The 23,374-nt window shown below is 66.5% G+C and carries 22 protein-coding genes; 8 read left to right on the plus strand and 14 right to left on the minus strand.

Translation table 11 applies throughout. The features are described 5' to 3' along the window. Positions 1-264: 264 nt before the first annotated feature. From NYF13_RS22070 to NYF13_RS36765, 5 genes are all read right to left on the minus strand, one after another. Complete coding sequence (locus tag NYF13_RS22070; RefSeq protein WP_315659291.1) at positions 265-993, minus strand: hypothetical protein; 729 nt, start codon at positions 991-993, stop codon at positions 265-267. Between the two features lie 116 nt (positions 994-1,109). After that, positions 1,110-1,373 carry a hypothetical protein gene (locus tag NYF13_RS22075; protein ID WP_315659292.1) on the minus strand — a complete coding sequence of 88 codons (264 nt, stop codon included), beginning with the start codon at positions 1,371-1,373 and terminating at the stop codon, positions 1,110-1,112. A gap of 179 nt (positions 1,374-1,552) precedes the next feature. Further along, positions 1,553-1,996 (minus strand): LuxR C-terminal-related transcriptional regulator, encoded by a 444-nt coding sequence (locus NYF13_RS22080; RefSeq protein ID WP_315659293.1) that lies wholly within the window; start codon positions 1,994-1,996, stop codon positions 1,553-1,555. Further along, complete coding sequence (locus tag NYF13_RS22085; RefSeq protein WP_315659294.1) at positions 1,975-2,265, minus strand: hypothetical protein; 291 nt, start codon at positions 2,263-2,265, stop codon at positions 1,975-1,977. The genes NYF13_RS22080 and NYF13_RS22085 overlap by 22 nt, the downstream gene beginning before the upstream one ends. Positions 2,266-2,336: 71 nt before the next feature. Further along, entirely contained in the window at positions 2,337-2,624 is a 288-nt protein-coding gene (locus tag NYF13_RS36765) for an HNH endonuclease (RefSeq protein WP_396287699.1), read from the minus strand. A gap of 165 nt (positions 2,625-2,789) precedes the next feature. On the opposite strand from NYF13_RS36765, the gene NYF13_RS22090 reads away from it, so the two are divergent. Further along, on the plus strand, positions 2,790-5,387 hold the full coding sequence (locus NYF13_RS22090) for a hypothetical protein (protein ID WP_315659295.1): 2,598 nt from the start codon (positions 2,790-2,792) through the stop codon (positions 5,385-5,387). 469 nt (positions 5,388-5,856) lie between these two features. On the opposite strand, the gene NYF13_RS22095 is transcribed toward NYF13_RS22090, so the two are convergent. The 7 genes from NYF13_RS22095 to NYF13_RS22125 form a co-directional block, all read right to left on the minus strand. Beyond that, the gene (locus NYF13_RS22095; RefSeq protein WP_315659296.1) at positions 5,857-9,600 is read right to left on the minus strand and encodes an AAA domain-containing protein; all 3,744 of its coding nucleotides are present in this window, start codon (positions 9,598-9,600) and stop codon (positions 5,857-5,859) included. Positions 9,601-9,863: 263 nt separating this feature from the next. Further along, positions 9,864-9,995 (minus strand): hypothetical protein, encoded by a 132-nt coding sequence (locus NYF13_RS22100; RefSeq protein ID WP_315659297.1) that lies wholly within the window; start codon positions 9,993-9,995, stop codon positions 9,864-9,866. Between the two features lie 238 nt (positions 9,996-10,233). Then, positions 10,234-10,503, minus strand: a complete 270-nt coding sequence (locus NYF13_RS22105) for a hypothetical protein (RefSeq protein ID WP_315659298.1) — start codon at positions 10,501-10,503, stop codon at positions 10,234-10,236. Next, entirely contained in the window at positions 10,500-11,006 is a 507-nt protein-coding gene (locus tag NYF13_RS22110; protein WP_315659299.1) for a hypothetical protein, read from the minus strand. Before NYF13_RS22110 ends, NYF13_RS22105 begins: the two co-directional genes overlap by 4 nt. A gap of 12 nt (positions 11,007-11,018) precedes the next feature. Continuing rightward, positions 11,019-11,363, minus strand: a complete 345-nt coding sequence (locus NYF13_RS22115; protein WP_315659300.1) for a helix-turn-helix transcriptional regulator — start codon at positions 11,361-11,363, stop codon at positions 11,019-11,021. Between the two features lie 305 nt (positions 11,364-11,668). After that, a complete protein-coding gene (locus NYF13_RS22120; protein ID WP_315659302.1) occupies positions 11,669-14,527 on the minus strand; it encodes a tetratricopeptide repeat protein in 2,859 nt (952 codons plus the stop codon). A 58-nt stretch (positions 14,528-14,585) separates the two neighbouring features. Further along, complete coding sequence (locus NYF13_RS22125) at positions 14,586-15,296, minus strand: NUDIX domain-containing protein (RefSeq protein ID WP_315659304.1); 711 nt, start codon at positions 15,294-15,296, stop codon at positions 14,586-14,588. 164 nt (positions 15,297-15,460) lie between these two features. On the opposite strand from NYF13_RS22125, the gene NYF13_RS22130 reads away from it, so the two are divergent. The 5 genes from NYF13_RS22130 to NYF13_RS22150 all read left to right on the plus strand — a co-directional run bounded on the left by NYF13_RS22130 (position 15,461) and on the right by NYF13_RS22150 (position 20,409). Further along, positions 15,461-15,649 (plus strand): hypothetical protein, encoded by a 189-nt coding sequence (locus NYF13_RS22130; protein WP_315659305.1) that lies wholly within the window; start codon positions 15,461-15,463, stop codon positions 15,647-15,649. Between the two features lie 92 nt (positions 15,650-15,741). Further along, entirely contained in the window at positions 15,742-16,143 is a 402-nt protein-coding gene (locus tag NYF13_RS22135) for an SAV_915 family protein (protein ID WP_315659306.1), read from the plus strand. Beyond that, a complete protein-coding gene (locus NYF13_RS22140) occupies positions 16,140-16,436 on the plus strand; it encodes a hypothetical protein (protein ID WP_315659307.1) in 297 nt (98 codons plus the stop codon). The genes NYF13_RS22135 and NYF13_RS22140 overlap by 4 nt, the downstream gene beginning before the upstream one ends. Positions 16,437-16,569: 133 nt before the next feature. Continuing rightward, entirely contained in the window at positions 16,570-17,565 is a 996-nt protein-coding gene (locus NYF13_RS22145) for a hypothetical protein (protein WP_315659308.1), read from the plus strand. Positions 17,566-18,240: 675 nt separating this feature from the next. Then, on the plus strand, positions 18,241-20,409 hold the full coding sequence (locus NYF13_RS22150) for an RICIN domain-containing protein (RefSeq protein ID WP_315659310.1): 2,169 nt from the start codon (positions 18,241-18,243) through the stop codon (positions 20,407-20,409). Positions 20,410-20,655: 246 nt separating this feature from the next. Here the strand turns inward: NYF13_RS22150 and cynR are convergent, their stop codons facing one another. Beyond that, positions 20,656-21,570, minus strand: a complete 915-nt coding sequence (cynR, locus tag NYF13_RS22155) for a transcriptional regulator CynR (RefSeq protein WP_315659312.1) — start codon at positions 21,568-21,570, stop codon at positions 20,656-20,658. Positions 21,571-21,689: 119 nt separating this feature from the next. Between cynR and NYF13_RS22160 the strand changes: the two genes are divergently transcribed. Beyond that, a complete protein-coding gene (locus NYF13_RS22160) occupies positions 21,690-22,280 on the plus strand; it encodes a carbonic anhydrase (RefSeq protein WP_315659313.1) in 591 nt (196 codons plus the stop codon). Between the two features lie 108 nt (positions 22,281-22,388). Continuing rightward, the gene (gene cynS / locus NYF13_RS22165; RefSeq protein ID WP_315659314.1) at positions 22,389-22,859 is read left to right on the plus strand and encodes a cyanase; all 471 of its coding nucleotides are present in this window, start codon (positions 22,389-22,391) and stop codon (positions 22,857-22,859) included. 144 nt (positions 22,860-23,003) lie between these two features. On the opposite strand, the gene NYF13_RS36770 is transcribed toward cynS, so the two are convergent. Next, entirely contained in the window at positions 23,004-23,291 is a 288-nt protein-coding gene (locus NYF13_RS36770; protein WP_396287627.1) for a hypothetical protein, read from the minus strand. Between the last annotated feature and the right edge of the window lie 83 nt (positions 23,292-23,374).

A 23,374-nucleotide genomic window follows, 5' to 3' on the forward strand; every position in this document is an offset into this window, starting at 1 on the left:
TCACAGTACCTGTCATCGCCGAATTCACAGCTCACCTGGCACCATCTACCCACGGCACCGGGAGAACCGTCGACAACATCACCATGCCAGCGTGACAGCTAATACAGCGCAGCAAGCAGGTCAGATACCTGAACACAAAGCCAGCGGATCGGAGGCGGTGACGGGTCCTCGACATGGTGCGGTGGCGGCGCCCGCGCGATCACGGGACCCTCACCTGCAGACACCGCACAGGTCGAGACTCCTGGACGGCCGCGGGGACCGAGGTCAGCCTGCACGCTCGTCGTTGTTGTCGTGGTTGCCACCCGTCACCGGCACGGCTTCATCGACGTAACCGATGAGAAAATCATCATTACCCGGATTGAACGTAAACTTATCGATGAATTCAGTGAAATATTTTTCAGGGCTACACTTCGCATCACCAGGGCGTGCGCGCACCGTCCCGATGGCATCTGCAATCCAGTTCAAATCGTGGCAGGACCAGTCGAGTTTTGTGCCGAGGCCCAGGGCCAGCGCGTCGACTACGTCCGTGTCGGTGACACGACCGGTGCCGCCGTTGGAGCGGGACAGCGGCCTGTCGTAGTTGACGATGAAGCCCATGGCCTGAAGCACAGTGCCGGGTAACATGCCGGCGTTCCAGATCGCTTCGGCGGCATCGGTGCCATCGCCTGCGGATACACCGCCGGAAATGTACAGGCGGTACCCGGCCACGGCAACGGAACATGTGCCAGAGGATTCAAGCGCTTGCTTGAGGTCGTCGATGATGATGTGCCCGGCACGTCGCACGACGGCGACAGTCGGTGATCCGTCGGGCATAAGTCCGACACTAGGATCGAAACCGTCGACGAGCGCCGCCAGGTCTGTCTCGGGGTCGTCGAAAACAAACGTCGATGTATCCGAAACTTCGTCGATCATCAGGTGCCCCCGGTCGAACGCGGGAGGACTAGCCCGATCGAGCGGGACGGCAATGATAGCAACGAGAATTTGTTCACTCATGGCGTAATCTCCTTATCCAAATCACGGGTCGGCTGGAGCGGCACCCGTGCTGATTCCCAGTCGCACGAAGGGTTTATCGTGGCCGCGATACACATCACGCGAACGACACGATCGTTTCAAACAATCTCATTCCAGCCGAACATTTCACGCGTAGCTTGATCGATGACCATGGGCCTCGGCTTGCCTTCGTGCATGTGCACGACGGTCGGCTTACTCCACTTGTGATCTTTCCACTGAAAGTAGCTGCCATGCCACACCACGCCACCAGCATCCGGATGGCTCAGTTCCACGACATCGGTGACATGAAAATAATACTCCGTCAAGCCGATTTGCACGATATCTCCCTTATTTACCGAGAGAATGGCAAGTAACTTGTCCATCGGCTTTCACCTCCCGCCTGACACCGAGAACACTCCCGAGCCAGGGCTCCGGTTGTCTTTGATTTTTACGGGTCAGATTCCAAAAGACCTTTTTCCCGTCCAACTGAGCGTATTACTTCGACGTGCGGTGCGGCTTTCAAATCCCTGCGTTGACCTCGCCTCTGGGCGCGAACCCGACGTCATTGCCCGCCCTCCATCCGGAAGAGCAAACCCCTGAGGTGCGCTATATGAACGGCGTTGGCACGATTGACTGCACCGACTTTGCGCAGGACGTGTGCCATGTGCGTACGCACCGTCTCGGTGGAGATGTACAGCTCGCTGCCGATCTCGGCGTTCGATCTCCCCAGCGCGGCCCAGCTCAGCACTTCACGTTCCCGGACTGTGAGCAGGGCGCCGGCCGGTCGCCGGGGATTTCCGTCGCGTGAGAGCGCTGCGACGCGATATCGAGGTACGTCGAACGACCCGCCGCCCAGTTCGGTGATCTGCAAGGCGCCGACAAGTAGTTTGCACACGATGCCGGCCGCCCTGTCGGTGACGAGAAGGATGGCGGCGTAGTCATGTGAGTTCCGTTCAGATGGCCCGTACCTCATGACGCGGGCCGTCACGACCGGCCGCGCGAACACACCGGGAACGATGGGGCCGGGTCACCCGCTGAATCCGTGAAGCGCCGCGACTCGGCAGGAGGCATCTTGCGCGGGCCGTCGACGATGACCGCAATGGCGGTGGTTCCCTCGGCGATGACGGCGACACCGCGGCCGCGGTAGCGATACCGGGGCTTGCGTTGATGTACCGGGGCAGGTTGCCGCCGGACCCGGTTCACCCAGCGCGGATCGCGCGATGCTGCGCGCACCTGCACGACAGTGAAGCCGGCGCGCTCGGCGTAGAACAGCACATCCGGCGTGCACCTGACAATGCATGGGTCGAGCCGGCGAGAACCGCAGGTTCGGCGTCGGGACATGACGATCAGCACTTTGCCCGGCGACGTGCAAGCCGCCAGCGGTAGAAGGTGGTGGGGACACGGCTCGATTTGCGACGGTTGTGCCGTTGACACAGGATCGCTCCGTTCCAGAGTTGAGTATGACCACCCCTGCTCCACGGCAGGACGTGATCGGCTTCCAGTTGCGTGGTAGTCCGGCATCGTGTCCAGAGCAGTACCTTGTGTTCACAGCGGTGCCCGCTGCGGTAGAGGAGCAGCCTCTTCTGCTCCCAGGTGAACAGCCGCTGCGGGTCTCGCCAGCGCCGGTGGCGCATCCGGGCCGAAATGAGCAGCAGTGATCCGATGATGGCAATGCCAAGCGACCACAGAAGAAGAGTGTAATTCACGAGGCGCCTACCTCAGCTTCGGTCAACAACGACGGTATAGGGCGTTATACATGTTCGCTATGGTCAGGATCAGGACCAAGCCCGCCTGACTGGATGCTGTACGCGATGGCGCTTGCGACGAGCACACTGTTCACCCTGATCATCCAGCTACTCAAGATCATCAACCCGTTCCTGTGGTTCGGACAGGCCGTTTCTGCTATCAACACGACCTTCGGTGAGGGAATGACGCGAGGCGGCAACGCACCCGCTCCGTTGAAAGGCCTGACAAGCTTCATCAACAGCTGGTACGACGTGATCAACGGCATGGCCTGGCAGGCGCTGGTCCCGCTGTTCATCGCCTTCACCGTGGTCGCGTTGATCCTCTTCACGAAAGTCGACAGGGGCTCGGTGATCAAGAAGCTCATCGTGCGCATCGTCTACATCGGAGTGGGTCTGCCGCTCATAGGATCGCTGTACACCGGCGTGCTCGACAAGTTCGACGACTCGTTACTGGCCCAGCAATCCGGTCCGACGCGCGTAGTGCTGAGCACGTATGTCGACTTCCAGTCATGGGCGATGAACGACCGGCTGGGGATCCCCGAGGCAGCGAACATCGCCTGGGACAACGGGCAGGCCAGTGCGGACGCGATGATGTCGGTACGCGGCAGCGCTCTCGCCATCAACAAGCAGACACACGGGACCACCTACGCCGGTATCACTGACGCAAAAAGAGTCACGGACGCGCAGACTGCATGGCGCGAGGGTACAACGGGCCTCGACCGCACGGCGATCGACGATGCCGGTGCGGTGTTCACGACATTCGGCATCATCGGCGACTACATCGCCAGCAACGAGGTCGCAGCCAGCGACTTCGAGTCGGGCGTGAAAAGCTCGATCACCAAGCTCCGCGTGGACACCGACGACAAGAAAGGGTGGTTCATCGGTGACGACGGCGGATACGGCGATGTCGATGAGTTCGGCGAGGACGCCAAGACCACCCCGACCGAGCATCCGGTGCTGTCGGTCGGCGACAAGGGGCTGACGTCGAGCAACCCGGGCGGGGACGCGACCACGTACACGACTCCGGGTGTGAAGAGTGGCTGCGGCTTCACGGTCTGGGCGAACAACGCGCCGGCGGCGTGCAACCTGTCGGGACTGTCGATGTACAACTATCTCAACACCGGCTTCGGCCCCAGTTCATTGACCATGTATTCCTCGAACAACGCCACCAGCGGATTCACTCGCGAGAACCACATGGCCGTGTCCCAGATCGGCACGGGTCCGGCGAAGTTCATGTACTGGTTCAACGCGGCCATCGTCCTCGGCTCGATCGCGTTGCTCGGATTCTGGTACGCGATCGGCATGCTGGCGGGTGCAGTCAAGCGCACATTCAGCCTGGTGGCGGCGGTTCCGTTCGCCGCGCTGGGCGCGCTCGCGGCGATCAGCAAGGTGATCGTCCACGCGCTTGCGCTGATCTTCGAGGTGCTGGTCACGTTGTTCATCTACCAGTTCGTCTCGGAATTCCTGACCGCGATCCCGGACATCATCGCCGGGCCGATTTCGAACTTGATGTCTTCAGGGGGGCTCTTCGGCAGCACCGTACTCGGCGGAATCGTCGTCGTGGTCCTGACCCTGGTCTCCTCGCTTCTGATCATCGGCGTCACCTTGGCACTTCTGCGTGTACGCAAGGTTGCGCTGCAGGCGATGGACGAGGTGTTCACCAAGCTCGTCGACAGGTTCCTCGACACGAACACCGCGCCGCGGCCTGGCCGTAGCGGGCTCCTGCCGGCCCTCGCCTCAGGTGCGGGTGCGGGTGCGGGCATGGCCCTGGGGCACAAGCTCGCCACCGGGCTCGGCAGCAAAGTGGGCGGTGAGACCGCACAGGCCGGTACGGACATGCCCGGCAGCTCGGCCGCGCCCACGAACGCCGGGGGCACCAATGGCGATCCGAAGGCCTTGACGGCGCGCGCGGGAGCACTCGTCCGTGACGTCGGTGGTCATCCTGGGGAAGGCAGACCGCAGGGTCCGCGACCGTACGACGGCGGACCTGGTGGTGGCACGCTCGGCGGCGCAGGCGAGCCGAAGGCGTTACCCGGAGGTAGCCGTTACGGAGGTAGCCCTTCACAGCTCACAAGCGGCACAGCAGGCAGCGCACGTTCGGACAAGAACACAGCGCAGACCTTGCACGACCGGGGCGGCCTCACGCGCCTCGGGTACGGCTCGGGGTCAGTGACCAAGACCGGAGGCGCCGCCGGCGGCCGGATCGACAGCCGGCCCAGCTTCCCGCAGCTAGGCGCAGGCCCGCGGTCCAACGCAGTGGAATCCTCGGCGTCCGCCGCATCGGACTCCGACCGGGGCGCGCGCTTCATCGTCGACGCCAGCGGATCCGCAGTGCTGGACTCAAGCCGAGCCGGCGGGTCCGCAGCATCAGGCAATCCTAGTCCGGCGGTACCCACCCGCCGGCCGGCCCCGCGTACGGTGCCGGACGCGACCGAGCGGTCCGCAGCGTCACGACCCGACGGACTGGTGAACAAACGCCCTTTCGGCCTGCCACGAGCCGAGTCTCGTATACCCCCTGCACCGCGTTCACCCCAGAGCCGGCCCCGAGCGGAATTACCTCCGGCGCCGACGCCCGGGTCGCGACAACCATCCAAACCGGGCTTTCCACACGTAAGCGCTCCAAAGCAGGAGCCGGAGGAACCGAACGAGTAAAACTCAGACGGCCGTGGGAGGGTGTTGTGGTTACCCCACACCGTGGTGGTCGATGTGGCGATGGATCAGCTGAATCGGGTGAATGGGCAGATCGCGGGCACGATTGAGCAATCGGAGCCGCTAGCTTGAGTTTTAACGTCTGAGTTGTCGGCGGAGACCCCAGGTGATCATGAGTGAAGCACCTGACTCCCGGGCCCGCCCGCCCGTGCTCAACTCTTTCCTGGGGCCCGCACACCGACGGCAGCCTGCGTGCCGGCCTGCTGACCCTGACCGCGATGCCCGGCACGCCGACGTTGAATGACCTCCCCAGGCTGCTGATCGTGCCGGCGTTTCGAGCTCGGGCCCGCGATCAGATCGACGACATGCTCAAGGGTTTCTGGTCCTGGTTCGACAACTTCTCCGAAGCCAGCCGAGCTCAGGTGATCGCTCCGCTAAAGAACAAGAATGATCACTCACCCGACGCTCTCGCTCACTTGCCACCGTATTTGACAACCTTGAGCAAGCCACTCGAATTCTGCATGCCGTATCCCGCGAGCACACTAAAGTTGGGGTGCTTCGACCAGTTCTGGTAGTCGCCGATGACAATCAGTCGCCGTCGAGCTCGGGTAACGGCCACGTTCAGCAGGTTGGGCGTTCGCGAGGCCCAGTCTCGCGCACCTTCCTGATCGGTCGCCGTGCCAAGGACGAGGATGACGATGTCCGCCTCCTTGCCCTGAGTCGTATGAACGGTGCCCACCCGGGCCGCCTTCGTCAGCGGCTCCAGTTCCTTCCGGTTACGGAGCTCCTGGACGACTTCGCGGAACGGGCTGACGACGAACACCGCAGCGGTGAGGCGGCGGAGGAGCTCTGCGTTGCGCCCCTCACCGGCCGAGGCCCACTCGGGCGGTTCGTTGCCGGAGGCTTCGAGCTCGGCGTCCATCTGCTCTCCGATGCGTTTCCGGATGAGTTCCAGCGAGTCGTTTACACAACGCCCGTCGAGGGGATTCCATTTAGACGAGCTCTTGGGCTGGGCGCCGACATCGAGCCAGGTGTCCTGGAGTGCGAGGTCAAAATGCGGCCTTGTGGGGACGCCGTAGACCATCATCCCGTCATACGCAATGTTGTTGGATACCTCGAACATCAGCCGGTCACACCGGCGATGCACGCGCAGTGGCGACCCGACCCAGGCGTATCCGGATCCTTCGGAACCAGGCAACCAGGTCCCGAAGATGTTCAGTCGATCGGCGATCGACTGAACGGACCCGTTCTGTGGTGCCCATTGCCGGTCGACTCCGAACTGATGACACAGACGTGTTTGCCCGGACCACGGCAGGGTGACAACTGGTTCCAGTTGTAGCGGGTCACCCACTATCACCGCGCGTTGTGTTCTCCAGAGAGCACCGACGGCTGCTTGTGGCACCGCCTGCCCGGCTTCATCGACGAACAACCAACCCAGCGCCTCACGGCCCAGTGCGGCAAACATTCGTGGCATCGAGGCAAACGTCGTCGATACGACCGGGACGACTAAGAACAGCAACTGCCAGGCAGCCAGAACGGTGCTCTCCGGAAGATCGGCTGGCGCGCTTCCACCGACCACGTCCATCACCGGCAGCAGATTCTTCCTGCAGAATTCCGGCTCCGTCGTCAGCACGGCCCGATGCAGATCCAGCGCAGCGAGGAAGACTCGAGACCTTGCCGCGGCAAGCTCTTCATCCATCCACGGTGCGGATGTCTCCCGCTGTTCCATCGCCGCGCGATCGTCCGGCGCAACCCGCCATTCATCCCCGGGAACCGTCTTGGGCCAACGACGGTAGGCGTCAGCGAGCTGCTCGGCTTCATGCTCAAGTGCGGCTTCCCTGGCCGCGATAGCGCCGACGCTGGCGTTGGCCTGGCTGTGCGCCTGGGCGACCGCTTGTGTGCAGCGGATGAGTCGGGCCCTCCACTCGCCGACCTTCTCAGAGGCTATGTTCAGGTCACGTTGCCGGGCCGTGAGCACTGCCACGCAATTGCTGTACTGCCGTTCGGCTTCATCCGCCAGTTGGTCGGCGTGCGCGAGTCCCTCCGTAAGCGGCCTGCCCTCATTTGTCCAATCACTCAGGGCCTGCCTGGACAACATTTTACGCCAGAATCCGGGTTTGCTCTCGGCATGATTGCGCAGGCGGGTATCCGCCGCCTGAAGGCGCAGTGACGCCCGGTTGATCCTGTCCTGCGCACTCACCAGCGCATGCTGGGCATTCCGAACAGCGTTTTCGACCCCAACGAGTTCGTTGCTCGCGGACTCAACGAGCAGGCGCAGATCGCGTTCGTGCGCTTGAAGGCGGCCGACCTCGCCACGCGCACTCTCGGCCTTGCCCCGCAAGGACCGCAATGTCGCATCTGGTTCATTCCGCCGGACAAGCAGGTCGGCGATCACCTCTCGCTCGGCCACCAGTCTGCGTACTTCATCGACGGCGGCGTTGAATCGCGCGACCGCCTCGGGCCAGGACGGCAGATCGTTCTCCAAGCTGTTGCCCAACTCGAAGAGAATTTTGTTCAGTCCACGCAGTTTCTGCGCCTCGCGGCTTGCCTTCTTGCGCCGGTCAGGGATACCCCGCCAGAACTGATCGACGAAATCCAGCCGGTTGCCACGCCGCCCCATCCGAGCAGCGACCGCACCCCAACATGGCGTGCCGGTCAGCAGGGTAGCGGGTTCGGCGAGATAGTCGGCCTCGGGGAACGTCTCCCGATCAATGGTCTTCGCGGCAGGCACTTCGAGGGTGATGTTCTCCACCGCGCCGTTGTTGGACGACGCGATGACGATTTCGAAGCCAGTCAGGTCTGATCGCAGTGGATGAATTGACTTCGTGCGGGGCTTGCCGCCCTCATCGACTGTCCAGCGGACGGGTTTCTTCGCGAATGCCTCACGTGCGTTCTTCAGCTTGGATAATCGCATGGCCCGGTCCACCACCAGCGCCGCGATCATGTCCCGTAGCATGGTCGTCTTGCCTGTGCCCGGCGGACCGTTGACCGCGTACACGCCAGTAGACGCCGGATCCTGCGTGCTCTCGACGATCTGATTGATGGCGAACTGCTGACTCAAGGTCAACGGACGATCCGGCTCCGCAGGCCAGCGCCCCAGCGGCATCGACTGTGGCCGCAACAACGACAGCACGGCCTGCGGCCGACTGCGCAGATCCACGCGCCGCTGGACGTCAATGGATTCGTCGGACCGCAAATACCCGGCCAGCGCCGGGCCGATATCCTTATCCTCTACAGCCTTGGCCACCCGTTCCAGATCGTCGGCATAAAAGCTATTGAGGAAATCGTCACTTGCGACCTCATTGGCGGATCTCGCCGGGATCTGCGTGCTCTTGACCCTGATCGAGTCCGGCCGCAGTACCTCGGCGATGCCCAGGGTCTCCGCGACCCACCGGGTGATGGCGGCCAGATCATCGACCGTCAGGACCTTGCCACCCAACGCGACAGGCGCGTCCTGCCCATCGATCTCACTCTTCCTCTCCTGCTCGCGCTTTTCCTTCTTCTCCTTGACCACCGCGCCGATCGAATCATTGGAGTCCTTGGCGAACGCGTCACCCACCTTCTCGATGACCTTCGCTGCGATGGAGCCCACCGCCGGTGCGGCGACCATGCCGATCACTGCAGGCAGTGCTGAGATTCCGCCGGTTACGATGTCCAAGGCGACTCGCGCTGCGGTGCCGGCGATGAGTCCGGTCGGTTTGCCGCCGCTCGGCTCGACCGCGATCTTCCCATCGCCAATCTCGAAGAGATAGTCCATCAAGCGCGACTCATCCGCTTCGAATCCGGTGAGCCACTCAGGACTTCCCGGACCGGGTAGCACGGTCCTGCTCACTGCCCAGGCACAGGACGATAGGGTGATGCTGTCCTTGAGCAGGTGACCCGTGCTGTCAACGGCGAAACTCAGCAGCGCGGTCTGGCCCCCGACCCGGCCATCGAAGTCCCGCTCGCCATCGGGCGCCCGCAGGACGTTCAAGAGCAGTTCGCGTACCTTGCTGACGTCGAATATCCCGGCATACACGGTATGTCGCCACACGTAATCGGTCTTGGCCGGCTTCAGCACCCCGGACTCCCAAGGCAGTCCGCGTCCTTTCCTCACAGCTCGGACGTTCTTGTCGGGATCCACCGAGTCGACCTTCGGTGGGCTGAAGTACTCGACTGCCCGCCAGTAACGCACGATCTGCGCCTGGCGCTTCCAGTGATCGTCTCCGTGTGTCATATCCCCAGACCACTCAAGATCAGTCGTGCGCTGGCCGTGAATCATACACCCGCGTGGAAACCAGACTGCTAGGAGGACTACCACACCCACGAGTCGCGTCGATGAGCGCCGTCCAACGCCCAAGCTCTCTCCGTAAGACGACCCGAATACAGCGCGGTTGGAATACCGATACGTCACCAGTAATCGACTCGTTCGTATAGTTGCACGAACTGCCACCCCGCATTCGTTTCCCGGTACTACGGTCCGGCGGTCTCACCGATGCTTCACGTCCCGACGCCGTCGTCCTTGCCGTCGAGGAGCTTATACGAGTTGGTTCGGTCCAACCCTAATTCACGCGCGACCTGAGCCTTCGGGACTCGGTCCTTGATGGCGGCGGTGATGCGCTCGAACCGCATGTCGCGGGCCTTCTTGAGCTCGTCGAGTGTCGTGACTCGCTGGGCCTGCGGCCTCGCTTCTTGATGACGGATGCCTTGCGGCTGGCCGGAGAGCTGCTGACCGTGGCCGCGCTCTCCTGAAGCATCTCGAAGTGCTGTTCCTTGTCCACTTCCCGCCTCTTTCCGGCTCGCTTCCTGTTGACAATCGCTTTGTCCCGTGCAGCCGCGGCAACCGTGTGCGAGCGACGGTGTTCCTGCGTCAGTCGGCGGGTGGGCGGGGTACCGGCGGTATGGGTGCCGGGGCGGATGCGGGGGCGTCCGGCCGTCGCCAGGTGGACAGCAGCAGCGCGAGACGTGCAGGGCGATCGGGGTCGGCCAGCACCCAGCACAACGCCACCACCGGCACCAGGACGAGCACTCCCAGCAGCACTGCCCCGGCCCACCCTCCTGCGGTGAGGAGCCCGGCCGCGATCGCTCCGACACCGCCGGTCGCGCTCGCGGTACCGGCGGCGGTACCCAGCCGACTCATCGGTCCGCCTCCCGCCGCGCGGTCCACCGCAACGTGACCGCGAGCCGGGGCGCGGCGCCCAGCACGATGCTCAGTACCTCCACCCACCAGCGGGCCCGGGACACCCCGCCTTCGCGCAGGTCCGCCAGCCACCCGGCCCACTCCTCGCAGTACTGCTCCCGAACCTCGGCGGGCAGCAGCTGCCCGGCACCGGTCACCAAACAGGGAGCCGCCACTCCCCGGCGGGAAGTCTTCCCCGTACTGACGCGTGTGCGGAGGAAGAAAATGAGTGGGATACCGCCGACGACGGCGGTGCCGGCACCGACGACGCTGAAGAAGAAGGTGCCGAGGCTGACAGTGCCACTGATGCGGAAAACACTCATAATAAAGATGCAGACGACAAAGCCGACGACGAATACAGCACCGATGGCGAATAAAACAACAACGACAATGGCGATGGTTCCGGCGATGAGCTGAGCGGTGGCGGTCTCGTGGCTGCTGTCTGTGTCGCGGGGGTCATCCATGGCGGCGCCCCCTCAGTGCTCGCGCTGGGGACGCAGTCCGCGACGCCTGCCGGCGGGGGCGGGGGCGGGGGCCGGGCCAGCGCGGTCGACGGCCTGACGGGCGATGGCGATGGCTCCATGACCGGCGAAACGGTAATACCGCCGCCGCGGACGCCCGGCGTCCTCGTGATCGGCGGCGTCCTCCCAGAAACTCTCCAACAGCCCGGCCCGCTGCAATCGGGCCAGGATCGGATGCAGCGTCCCGGTCTTCAGCCCGACCTGGCGGGCGATGTCCAGTCCGTAGCGGGGCTCAGTGGGGGCCTGCAGAAGCGTGCGCAGCACCGCGATCGTCTGCGGTGTCATCCGGGGTCCAGCCATAGCCCCAACCCTACCTAACTAGACTTCTGATTTCTACCTAGCTAGTCACAGTTCCGATGTTCTTCGCAGGCCCGGACCTGAAAGCGAACCGGCGAACTGCTCGACTTCAACGAGCGCGGGGGTCATGGACACCACCGCCGAAGACCTCACCGCCCTCCACACCCAACTCCCCGGGCACTACACCGCTGACCAGGCATTAGGCGGGCTCCGGGCGTAGCTCGGCAGGCCCCCTGGGGCACAATCCTCCGCGCGGCGCCGATGCTGCGCTCGATGGTCGACGGTGCCTCGTTGAGTCTCCGACATGCTCAGGGCCTGTCCGGAGCGATGTGGTTGCCGGGGTCGTCGAGTTCGATAAGTTGCCGGTGGACGCGTTCGGCGTCGGCGTCGCGGCCTTGGTCCCGGTACAGCTCCAGCGCCTCCCGCCACACCGTGCGGGCCTGCTCATGCTGGCCGAGGGCGGCGTGGGGATGGCCCATGCTGTCGAGGGTGCCAGCGACCTCGTAGGCGGCGTCGAGGCAGCGGCGCAGGGTGAGGGCGTGGTGGTAGTGGTCGAGGGCCTGGTGGTGGTCGCCGGTGTGGTGGGCGATGTAGCCCAGGCTGTCCAGGGTGGCCGCCTCTCCGTCGGGATCGTGGTGGTGGCGGTTCAGGGTGAGGGCGGCCTGGCAGTGCTCGCGGGCGGTGTCGAACCGGCCTAGGCGCGCGGCGAACCAGCCGACCGCGTTGAGCGCGCCAGCTTCCCACACTGGCAGGTCGAGGCCGCGGTAAAGGTCGAGGGCGTGGTGGGCGTGCTCCAGGGCCTGCCGGTCGTCCCCTCGCTGTTCCCAGGCGATCCCGAGTATCCGGTGGGTGTGGGCCTGTTCGATGGGGTCGTGGTGGCGCAGGGCCAGGTCCAGGGCCTGCTTCAGGTGGGTGGTGGCTTGGTCGTGCAGGCCCAACTGGGAACAGGCAAGGCCGAGGAACCGGTGGGTGCGGCCGCGGATAGCGGGGTCGGGCAGGTGATCGGCAGCGTGCAGTGCGGCCTGCCACGTGGTGACCGCGTCGTGCCGGTGTCCCCGCCGCTGGTGGAAGGTGGCCAGGTTCCAGGCCAGGTGCCAGATGGTGTGGTGGTGGCCGAGGGTGGCGGCGGTGCGCTGGGTGGCCAGCAGGGTGGCGTGCTCGGCGTCCATCCAGGCCAGTGCCGCGGCGGTGTCGGGCAGCGGGTGCGGGTGCACGCCGGGCGCGGGTGGCCCGGGCGACAGGAGCGGGCGGTGGGGGTACAGGAGGCGGTCGGCGGCGTGGGTGGTGTGCAGGTGGAAGTCGCTTACCCGGGTCAGGGCTGCGTCCCGCACCTGCTCGGGCAGTGTGGTGTGAGCGGTGTCCGCGGCATAGGCGCGGACCACGTCGTGCATCGCGTAGCGGCAGCCCGGCCGTCGTTCCAGCAGGGACGCGTTCTCCAGTCCGTTCAGTGCCTGGCGGGCGGAGCGGTCGGGCAGGCCGGCGAGGGCGGCGGTGGCGGGCGGGGTGGTGTCGGGACCGGGGGCGATGCCCAGCAGCGCGAACACGGTGCGCTGGGTGCAGGTGAGGTAACGCAGAGACCAGGACAGCACGGCGGGCAGGCTGGCGGGCGGGTCGGTGTCGTGGTCGAGCGCCTCCAAGCCGAGCTCGCGCAGCTCGGCGGCGGCCTCCGCCAGCGGAACACCGGGGCGGAGCCCGGCGGTACGGGCGGTGATCGACAACGCCAGCGGGTGGCCCCCGCACAGCCGGATCAGCTCGTCCACCGCCGCGGGTTCGGCCGCGACGCGGGCGGCGCCCAGGCGGGCGGCCAGCAGGCCGCGCGCCTCCTCGGGGGACAGGACGTCCAGGGGCAGGTGGCGGGCGCCGTGCCGGTCGATCAGCGAGGCCAGCCGGTGCCGGCTGGTGATCAGCACGGTGCAGGACGGCGAGCCGGGCAGCAGGGGGGCGACCTGGTCGCTGGTGGCGGCGTTGTCCAGCACGATGAGCATCCGCCGCCCGGCCACCAGGTGGCGGTAGAGCGCGGCCTGAGCGTCGAGGTCGATGGGGATACGGTTCGCCTCGACGCCCAGGGCGTCAAGGAATCCGCGCACCGCCACCGCCGGGTCCATCAGGTCGCCGGTGGGGCTGAAGCCGTGCAGGTCGACGAACAGCTGCCCGTCGGGAAACCAGTCCAGGTGCCGGTGTGCCCAGGTCAGGGCGAGCCAGGTTTTGCCAATGCCGCCAATGCCGCCGATCGCGGAGATCACCGCCGTCGCGCCGCCACCCGGACCGGCTCCGGGCGGGGAGCCTTCAGCCGCGGTGAGGGCGCGGTCGAGCTCGGCCAGCTGGTCGGCGCGGCCGACGAACTTCGCCGGCGCCGCGAGCAGCTGGTGCGGGACCTCGCGGTTCGCGGGGCCCGCTGGTGGGGTGTGGCGGGCGAGGAGTTCGAAGGCGAACGCGGCGGCGTGGCGGGATGCGGCGGGCTGCCAGTGTGCGTCGGCGGTCGCGGTTTTGCCCGAGAGCAGGTCGGAGATGCCGCGCACGACCAGGGCGTGGACGGTGTCGTTGACGTAGGCGCCGTGCAGGAACCCGTAGCCCTCCATCTCCACCGCGGCGGCGTCCCCGCAGTGGTCGGCCAGGTACCGGGCGGTGGCCGAGTTCCGGTCGGCGATGACTTTGCTGCCCGCGGCGATCGGCTTGATCACCGCCTTCGGCGACGGGTGCGGGGCGGCGGGCAGGATGCGGTGCTGCCAGGCGTCGTCGCGGGCCAGGGCTTTTGCACGGGCGAGCAGCCGGTGGGCCGGTGCTGTGGTTTTGATGCGGGGCAGGAACTCGCTGGCGGTGTCCTTTCCGGACTCGTAGTCGTAGATCTCGTCGGCGACCACGACGTCGCCCGGTTCGACGTCGTTGCGGCCGCCGGCGACGCCGACGATCAGCACGATCTGCGGGTGGAACACCGAGATCGCGCGCTCGAGTTCGATCCCGGCCTGGGTGTTTCCGGCACCGGTCTGCGCGAGCGCGACCACCCAGCGTCCGTGACCGGTTGCGAAGGTGCCGACCTGGTAGAGGGTGCCGTTCTTCTCGCGCTCGTCGAAGGGGCCGTCCAGGTGCGCGCGGACCGCGCGGTACTCGACGTCCAGGGCGGTGCAGATCACCGCGATACCCAGCACGGTGTCGTTGCTTGGGGTCATGGCATCCTCCGCGGGCTCGTGCCGATGGGGTGAGCGAGTGCGCAGTGCTGGTGTCGGGTTACGGGGTCCTCGGGTGGCGTTCGCGGAGCAGGGCGGGGTGCAGCCGGGTGGCCGGTCCGGCGCGGAACAGCGCGGCCGGGCGGCCGCCGTCGGTGGCGGCCTTGCTCCCGGTCGGGTCGAGGAAGTCCTCGGCGCGGGTGACCTTGCGGTGGAAGTTCGAGGGATCCAGCCTGGTGCCCCAGATGACCTCGTAGACCGAGCGGAGCTCGGCGATGGTGAACTCCGGCGGGCAGAACGTGGTGGCCGCGGTCGTGTCGGACAGGGTGTCGCGGGCATGCTCGAGGGCGTCGGTGAGCATCTGGTGGTGATCGAACGCCAGTTCCTGCGGCTGGGCCAGCAGTTCCCCGGCGGGCCGCCAGGTCGCGGCCGCGGCTCCGCCGCCGGCGGCGGGCAACGGCAGGTCGGGCAGCAGCGCGACGTAGAGGACGGACACGATCCGGCCGCGAGGATCACGGCCGGGGGCGCTGTAGGCGTGCAGCTGGCGGACGTGCAGGCGCGTGACATCCAGGCCGGTCTCCTGGGTCAGCTTGCGGTGCGCGGCGTCTTCCAGCGTCTCCCCGGCCAGCAGGAAACCACCCGGCAAGGCGGACACGCCCTGGTAAGGCGGGGTGGCGCGCTCGATGACCAGAGCCTGCAGCGCCTGCTCGCGGACGGTGAGAATCGCCAGGTCGACCGCGACCGCGCACGGGGGCAGCTTCGGGATCCGCATGAACCACACCCTATCTTCTAGTCTCATTGACCAGAAGAGGTCTCAACGCTACCGTTCGAGGGGCAGCATGAAATTGTCAGTATGACTAGAAGGGGTCACTCTGCGCTGGCAGCACTGCCGGACAGGCCAGGGCCAGGAGCAGAGACCGTGGGAGGAGCGGATGAATGAAGGTCCTGTGCTCGGTACGCACCTTGTTCCTGCTCGCGATCTGGGCAGGCGTCATCGGCATGATCCTCGGCCTGACCCTGATCCAGTCAGTACCACCGTCCCGTCACCGTGTCGGCTCTGCCGCGTATTCCGGTGACACACCTCGAGTCGAGGCGATCAGCCTCTACCCCGCCGCAGCGCGATGAACTCCCGGCCCCACGTACTCACCGTCTCCGGTGACCACGATCGCGGGCGGCTGTCGGCGGGCGGGACAGGGATTACGCCAAAGGAGCAGGTGATGAGCAATACTTCATGGTTCGACATCCCCGGCCTCGGGCCGGGAGACCAGCGAGGGCTGGTGAGCAGCTTCGAACCGGGCTGGCAGCCCGAGCGGCTGCCGCAGACGGCGCCGGAGACCGTGCCGGCCGGTGCGCCCCCGCTGCTCTACCTGCCGTGCGTGCGGCCCGTGGCCGACGGGGTCGTCGCGGTCCGGACCCGGGTCATGCGGGACGGGCGGGTGGCGCTGCTCGCCTACACCGCGCTCGACCGGCTCACCGCGTTCTGCGGGGCTACCCAGCCGTGGGTCGTGGCCGTCACCGCGCACCTGGACAAGCTCGACCGGGTCACCCCGTTCGACGTGGTGCTGCTCGACCTGCCCGTCCCCTACCACGCCCGCACCAACGGCAGGGGCCCGCGATGAGCCACGACGGCGAAATCCTCACCATCCCCTACGACGATCTCGCCACCGTGAAAGGGATGCTGCATCAGGCCGACTCCTGCGTGGACAGCCTCACCGGCGGTGTACCCGCGACGCCCGAGGCCGGCGAGTTCAGCGGCGCCGCCGGCGCGGTGCTGGCGCACCTGCTCGACGCCACCGCCCAGGTCGCGATCGGTCTCGGCGCCATCGGCGACGCCGTCGGCGCGGCCGCCGATGCCTACCGGACAGGCGATGAGAATGCCCGGGACCGCGTGCTGCAGCTGTGGACCACCTGATCTGACCCGCCCTGCGAAGGAGGACAGCATGCCGATCAACACCCTCATCTCCGGGAATCCCGACGGCATCCACGCCACGGCCACCTGGCTGCGCGGGCAACTCGCCGCGACGATCAACGACACCACCGTCGCCGTGATCCGCAGCCGGGAGATGTCCGGGACCAGCTGGACCGGCCCGGCTGCAGCCGCTTTCGGCACCCGGATGGACCACATCCGCAGCGGCCAGGACCAGCTGGCCGGTGACGTCATGAAAGCCGCGGAAACCTTCGACCAGTTCGCCGAGGGTCTCCGCACCGCGCAGGCCGGGATGGCCCGTACCGTCGACGCAGCCATCGCCGCCGGTCTGCAGGTGGCCGGGACGGTCATCTCCGAGCCGTCATCCATCGGGGAATGCTGGGCCGACCCGGTGGTCCAGGCCGCCTCCGACGCCCGGCACCAGCGCTTGCTCGCCGCCTACGAAACGGCCTGCGCCGAGGCGCGGAGCCTGGTGCTCGTCTTCTCCGCGGCCGCGACCATGATCACAGCGGTATGGCGTGAGATCGTGGAGAAGCAGGTCATGCTTGCGGCCGAGTTCGTGGGCAAAACCATCGAGCGGTTCTCCGAGGCTCGGATCAGCGAACTACGGACGAAAGCCCAGGCACTCGAGAGCAATCCCGTCATCGCCCAGTGGCGCAGCGAACCCGGCATCAGCGGGCAGCAGCTCAAGACCACCCACGCCGACATCGCCAAGTTCGGGGCCGACGAGTTCGGAGGCAAGTTCCTCGGCAAGGTGGCCACCGCCGGCTCGATCGCCTACGACATCGCCCACGGCAAACCACCCGTCAAATCCATCGCGACCAACCTCGCCGAAACCACCGCCAGCAGTTTGATCGGCAACGTCATCGCCAAACAACTCACCACGAAGACACTCGGCATGGGCGCGGCCGTGATCGCCAGCGGTGGCGGTGCCCTCGCCGGAGTCGTGGTCGGAGTAGCAGCCGAACTGGCATGGGACGCGCTCCCGCAATCGGTGCGCGACAAGATCGAAAAAGGAGCCAACGACCTGTTCGAAGCCGGGAAGAAAGCCGTGGCCACCGAATGGCACCACCTGGAAAACACCGCCGACAAAATCTGGCGGATGTTCTTCTAATCCGAGTAACGCCGGGCCCGCACACGGCCTCCGGCTCGGCGGAGGACCCGGGCCGAGAGCCCGTCGATCAGCCGCCGGCGAGTTGAGCCGTCATCGTAGCCACGACCACGGTGCCTGTGAGACGTGAACCATTCGGGCCGGCGCAGGTTATCACCGGGACCGGTCCGGTTTTCGCCTGGCCACCGGTCCTCTCGGCATTACCGCCTGTGGCACCGGCGATCTCCTCGCCGTCGATACCGACGAGTACGTGATCCGCGGTCGAGCGCCTGGCCACTGGGTAGCGTCGCCGCCCTGCTCGAGTCGTTCGCGCCATCGGTCCCGCCGGGCTGCCGCGAGGGTGACACTCCTGCCGGAAAGCCGTTCAGGACTCTCCGGAGGGGAATGTTGCTCTAGGCGACGGCCGAAAGGTCAGATCGTCCCATGTTCACCAAATACTGCTCACTAGTGATCAAAAAGAAACAATACCTTGCAAGAACGAACACCGTGTGTTCACATACTGCGCAGGCCGACACAGCCACTCGCCCACCCCGCAGTCCGCTCTCCACGACCGGATCGCGGCGGGGGCCGCGGTATGAGCGCCCGATCGATTCGCGAGACGACTGAGGAGCCCGGATGCGACCTGCTCAGACCTCCCCGCCGTGCAGGATCCGACGCGGCAGACGGCGAGCCGCCGCGGTGGCGGCAACCGCGGTCGTGTTGCTCGGCGGCGGCGCGCTCCCCGCCGCATCGGCCGCTGCCGCCCCGCCGGCCGGCGGGTACACCGTCACGGTCGGCGCGAAAGGCGGCTGGTCCTACCCGACGGATTCCCCGGCCACGCCGTACATCGACAAGGACGGCACGTTCTACTTCCAGCAGTCCCTCGCGCTCTACGGCGCGAACGACCCACGCCGCTGGGACTTCTACACCGGCACGACCTTCGACGACGCCACCAAGTCCGGCGCGATCAGCAACGCGGTCAACCCGGCGAACTCCAGCGACCAGAACAACGACACCACCTGGCGGTGCAACAACAGTCCCACGGGCCTGCAATCGACCAACGCACCGGCGGGCTCCGGCTACGCCCAGCGCAACTACTGCGACCTGGTCGGCACATGGGTGGACCCGGACACCGGGGACTGGTACGGGTTGGTGCACAACGAGTTCACCCCGCAACCCTTCGGCGACGGCCTGCACTACGACGCGATCGACCACGCCGTGTCCACCGATCAGGGCAGAACCTGGAAAATTACCTCGCACGTGCTCACCTCGCCCTACAGCACCAAGCGCGGGGACACCGCGGCGTTCCCGAACCAGACCTACTACTACGGCGCCGGCGATCAGCGGCTCTACGTCGACACCGCCTCCGGCTACTTCTACGTCTTCTACGGCTCCCGCGTGGTCGACAAGAGCGGCGGCTGGAAAGCGTTCTACTCGCACGTGGCCCGCGCACCGATCTCCTCGAAGATGGCGCCCGGTTCGTGGCGCAAGTGGTACAACGGCGCGTGGTCGGAACCGGGCGTGGGCGGCAAGGAGAGCAACCAGGTCCCCGTCACCTCCTCGAACACCACCGGCTACACCCCGGCCGATAAGGAGTACAACCCGGCCAGCACCGGCACGTCCGCCCAGCAGATCGCTGCGGGCACGATGCCGGCCACATCACCACTGTTCGTCATGGACATCACCTACAACGCCTACCTGGGCTTGTACATCGGCGAGCCCCAGGCGGTCGACCAGAGTGGCAACGCGCCGCAGCAGCTCTACGCCACCGACGACCTCGCATCACAGAAGTGGCACCTGATCGGTGACACAGGCAGCTACCACGCCGCCTCGTGGTACCGGTGGTTCGTGGACAGCGGAAACAGGACCAGTTCCACCATCGTCGGCAGAAATTTCCGCGCCTACTGCTCGTTCGGCTGCTCCGGCAACGCCTCCGGCGAGTACGTCAACCTCACCCTGGACAACCCAACGCGCGCCGCGGTCCCGTTCGATCCGACCAAGACCTACACGATCGCCAACGGCGACGGCCGCGTGCTCGCACAGGCGGCGAGCGGCTCCGCCACGACCTCCGTGGCCCCCGGCGACGGCTCGACGCAGCAGGCGTGGTCCTTCGCGGCCAACGGCGACGGCTCGTACCGGATCACCAACGTCGCCAGCGGCGGCCTGCTGGGCATCCCCTCGTCCTCCACCTCGACCAGGGCCTGGGGCACCGCGCCGACCGTGACCACGGACAGCGGCCCGGCGGTCGGCCAGCAGTGGTGGATCGTGCCCACGGCGTCAGGCACCTACCGCCTGGTCAACCGCTACAGCGGCCTGGTCCTGGGCCTCTCGGCCACCTCGAGCCGGCTAGCGGAGACCACCCCCGTCCGCCACTGGACCGACACGACCGGCAACGCGGTGGGCGGCGGCCGCACCGCTGCGCAGCAGACCCTCACCATCACCGCCGTCGGCACCGCCGGGCTCACCGGCACACACACCATCTCCGTCGGCGGCAAAGTCCTCGACGTGCCGAACCACAGCACCGCGGCAGGCACCCAGCTCGACACCTGGACCACCAACGGCGGCGCCAACCAGAGCTGGACCTTCACCCAGCAGCCGGACGGCTCCTACCAGCTGCGCAGCATCGAGTCCGGGCTGTGCGTCGATGTCAACGGCGGCGCCACCACCGCGGGCACCGCCATCATCCAGTGGACCTGCACCGGCGGCACGAACCAGCACTGGACCGCCACCCGGCAATCCGACGGCAGCTACCAATTCACGTCCGCGCATTCCGGCCTGTCGCTGACCACCGCGTCCACCGCGAACGGCGCACTGGTGACCCAGCAAGCCGACTCCGGCGCCAGCCTGCAGCGCTGGTCCGTGAACTGACCCGCTACCCACCTCGTCCCGGGTGACGGACGAACAACGGCACCGGTCCGCCGCGCTGCGTCCCGCGCGGCGGACCGGGCTCCATCCCCACGGACAGAAGACTCCATACTCCACGGAAAACCCTGAACCGGTGCCTGACCGGCACAACAGCTTTGTCCTCGAATCAGGAGTCGACCAGCTCTGCCGGGGGCACATGGGCTTCCAGGGCGGCCGAGGCGCTTTTTCCGGCCGGAGTCGCGGTCTTGTTCACGCTCCGGTGGCCAGCCGGTACCCGCGGGTGTGGGTCAAGTCGTGGATCAGCTGGGTGGTGGCGCGCATCGCGGCGCTCGGGTAGGCATCGGTGCGGCTGAGCAGGGTGACCTCTCTGGCGGGCAGCGGCGGGGAGAGCGTGGTGACTGCGAGTCCGGACAGCTCGTGGGCGACCTCGTCGGGCAGGATTGTGGCGAGCGTGGTTCGCCGGACGATGTCGGTCAGTGTGTGGATCGAATTGGCTTCGACCGCGATGCGCGGCGTCACCCCGTGGTCGGCGAGATAGGTGCTGATGTGCCGGCGCGTGGCGAAGTCGGTGCTGAGCAGCGCCAGGTGCCAGGTGTGCAACTGCCCGACAGGGAGCGGGCCGGGTGGTACCGTCGCGCCCTCGGCCCGGGTGACAAGGCTCAACGTCTCGGTGTACAGCGGGACCGCGGTGATACCGGGAAGGTGCGGTCCAGTGAAGGCGATACCCAGGTCGAGCTCGTCCGCGAGCAGTTGCGCTTCGATCCCATCCTGGTTCGCCTCCGTCACCGTGACGTCGATGCCGGGGTGCTGGCCGTGTACTGCCGCGGTAACCGGGCCGGCCAGGTAGCCGGCGAAGGTCGGGGTCAGCGCCAGCCGCACCCGGCCGCGGGAGAGATCGCGTACGTCGTGGACCGCGCGTTCCGCTGCGGCCAGGTCCTGAAGCGCCCGCCCGGCGTGCTCGGCGTAGGCAATGCCGGTGTCGGTCAGCCGCACCGCCCGCCCGCTGCGATCGAGCAACTGCGCGCCCACCATGCGTTCGAGCTGCCTGATCTGGTGGGACAAAGTGGGCTGGGACACATGCATGCTTTCGGCCGCGCGCGTGAAGTTGCCGTGCTCGGCGACCGCGAGCAGATACCGCAGGTGACGCAGTTCGACAGCGACCATGCCCCGACTATAGATGAAACGAATTCCGGCGATGAACAGCGAGTCTTGGACACCGGGACCAGCCGGCGGCAGCATGAAATGTGTCACCCGGAAAGACCGGTGAAACAGAAGGAGCTCCTATGACTGAACTGGCCGCCGGTATCAACCGGTTCCGGGAGAAGGTTTTCCCGGAAAAAGCCGAACTATTCAGGAGTTTAGCCACGCATCACGCACCGCACACCCTTTTCGTCGGCTGCTCCGACGCGCGGATCCCGCCGGAGCTGATCACGCAGAGCGAACCGGGCGAGCTGTTCGTGATCCGCACTGCCGGCAACCTGATACCCGCCCACCGCCCGGGCGGCGACGGTGTCGCGGCAAGCATCGAGTACGCGGTGGCGGTCCTGGGAGTGAGCGACGTCGTCGTCTGCGGCCATTCGGGCTGCGGCGCCATGACCGCCCTGGCCGAGCGGCACGACCTCACCGCCGTCCCCGCTGTCGCCGCCTGGCTTCGGCATGCCGACTCCGCTGTCGCCCGCACCGCCGGTGCCGGGCGCCGTCCGGACCCGGTGACCGCGCTGATCAGACAGAACGTGTACACGCAACTGGCGAATCTGGCCACCCATCCGGCCATCGCCCAAGCCTGCGCGGAGCAGAAGATGACCCTTCACGGCTGGGTCTTCGACATCGCAAGCGGTGCCGTCGAAGACCTCGGCATCACCCACGCGGCCTGAATCCCGGCATCGGGCTGGCCATTCCGACGGAACGACATGCCTCGTTCCGGAATTACCCTCAGTTGTTCACAATCCTCGCGATACAGCACGCAGAAAGCAGGTTTCATCGTGGCACATTCACAGTTCGATCCCTCGGCCCGAATCTCACTGGCCGCCGAAGCCGTGCAGGCCAAGATCGCCAAGGACCTGACCTGGCAGCAGATCGCCGACGTATCCGGATTCTCGGTCGCCTTCACCACCGCCGCCGTCCTCGGCCAGCAGGCACTGCCGGCCGGTGCCGCCCGCGCTGTGGCCGGGCTGCTCGAACTCGGCGAGGACGCGGTGACTCTCCTGCAGACCATCCCGGCCCGCGGCTCGATCCCGGACCGGGTGCCCACCGACCCGACCATCTACCGCTTCTACGAAATGCTCCAGGTCTACGGCACCACCCTGAAGGAACTCGTCCACGAGCAGTTCGGGGACGGGATCATCTCGGCCATCAACTTCAAGCTCGACGTCCGGAAAATCGCCGACCCCGACGGCGGCGAACGTGCCGTCATCACCCTGGACGGCAAGTATCTTCCCCTCAAGCCGTTCTGAGCCTTCGCGCAAGCGGCCCGGCGGCTCGTTGACCGCCGCCGGGCCGCTCCGGCTGCTCTCCGGATGCCACTGCATTCGATCCACTCCCGCGCCGGTCACGGGGACTGCGAAATTCCCGGCCGGCTTCACGCACACGGGTGAGACTCAGCGGTGGCCGGTGCGCAGGTCGGCAGCCGGCACCGAGTCGAATCTGGCCTGCTCATCGGTGTAGGAAGTCAGCATCAGGCACCGCAGCGCGGGCAGCCGGCAGCACCGCTGACGGGCCAGTTCGATCCCGTTGCCCTCCGGCAACCGGATATAGAGCACGGCGACATCCGGGCCAGGGCCTGTGCGACGCAACCGGCCGATGACTGGAACGGCCCGCACCCCACCCTCGGCGGGGACGTCAATGCTTTCCGAGCAAGTCCATGTACGCCTGCGGAACGCGATCATGCGCAGGAGCTGCTTCCCCGCGAGGTTCTCCAGCCGCAGGGCTTCGCCGAGAAACAGGGGGAGCCTGGCCGTCGTGCGCGAGG

The sequence above is a fragment of the Amycolatopsis sp. PS_44_ISF1 genome (assembly GCF_032335455.1).
Lineage (GTDB): Bacteria > Actinomycetota > Actinomycetes > Mycobacteriales > Pseudonocardiaceae > Amycolatopsis.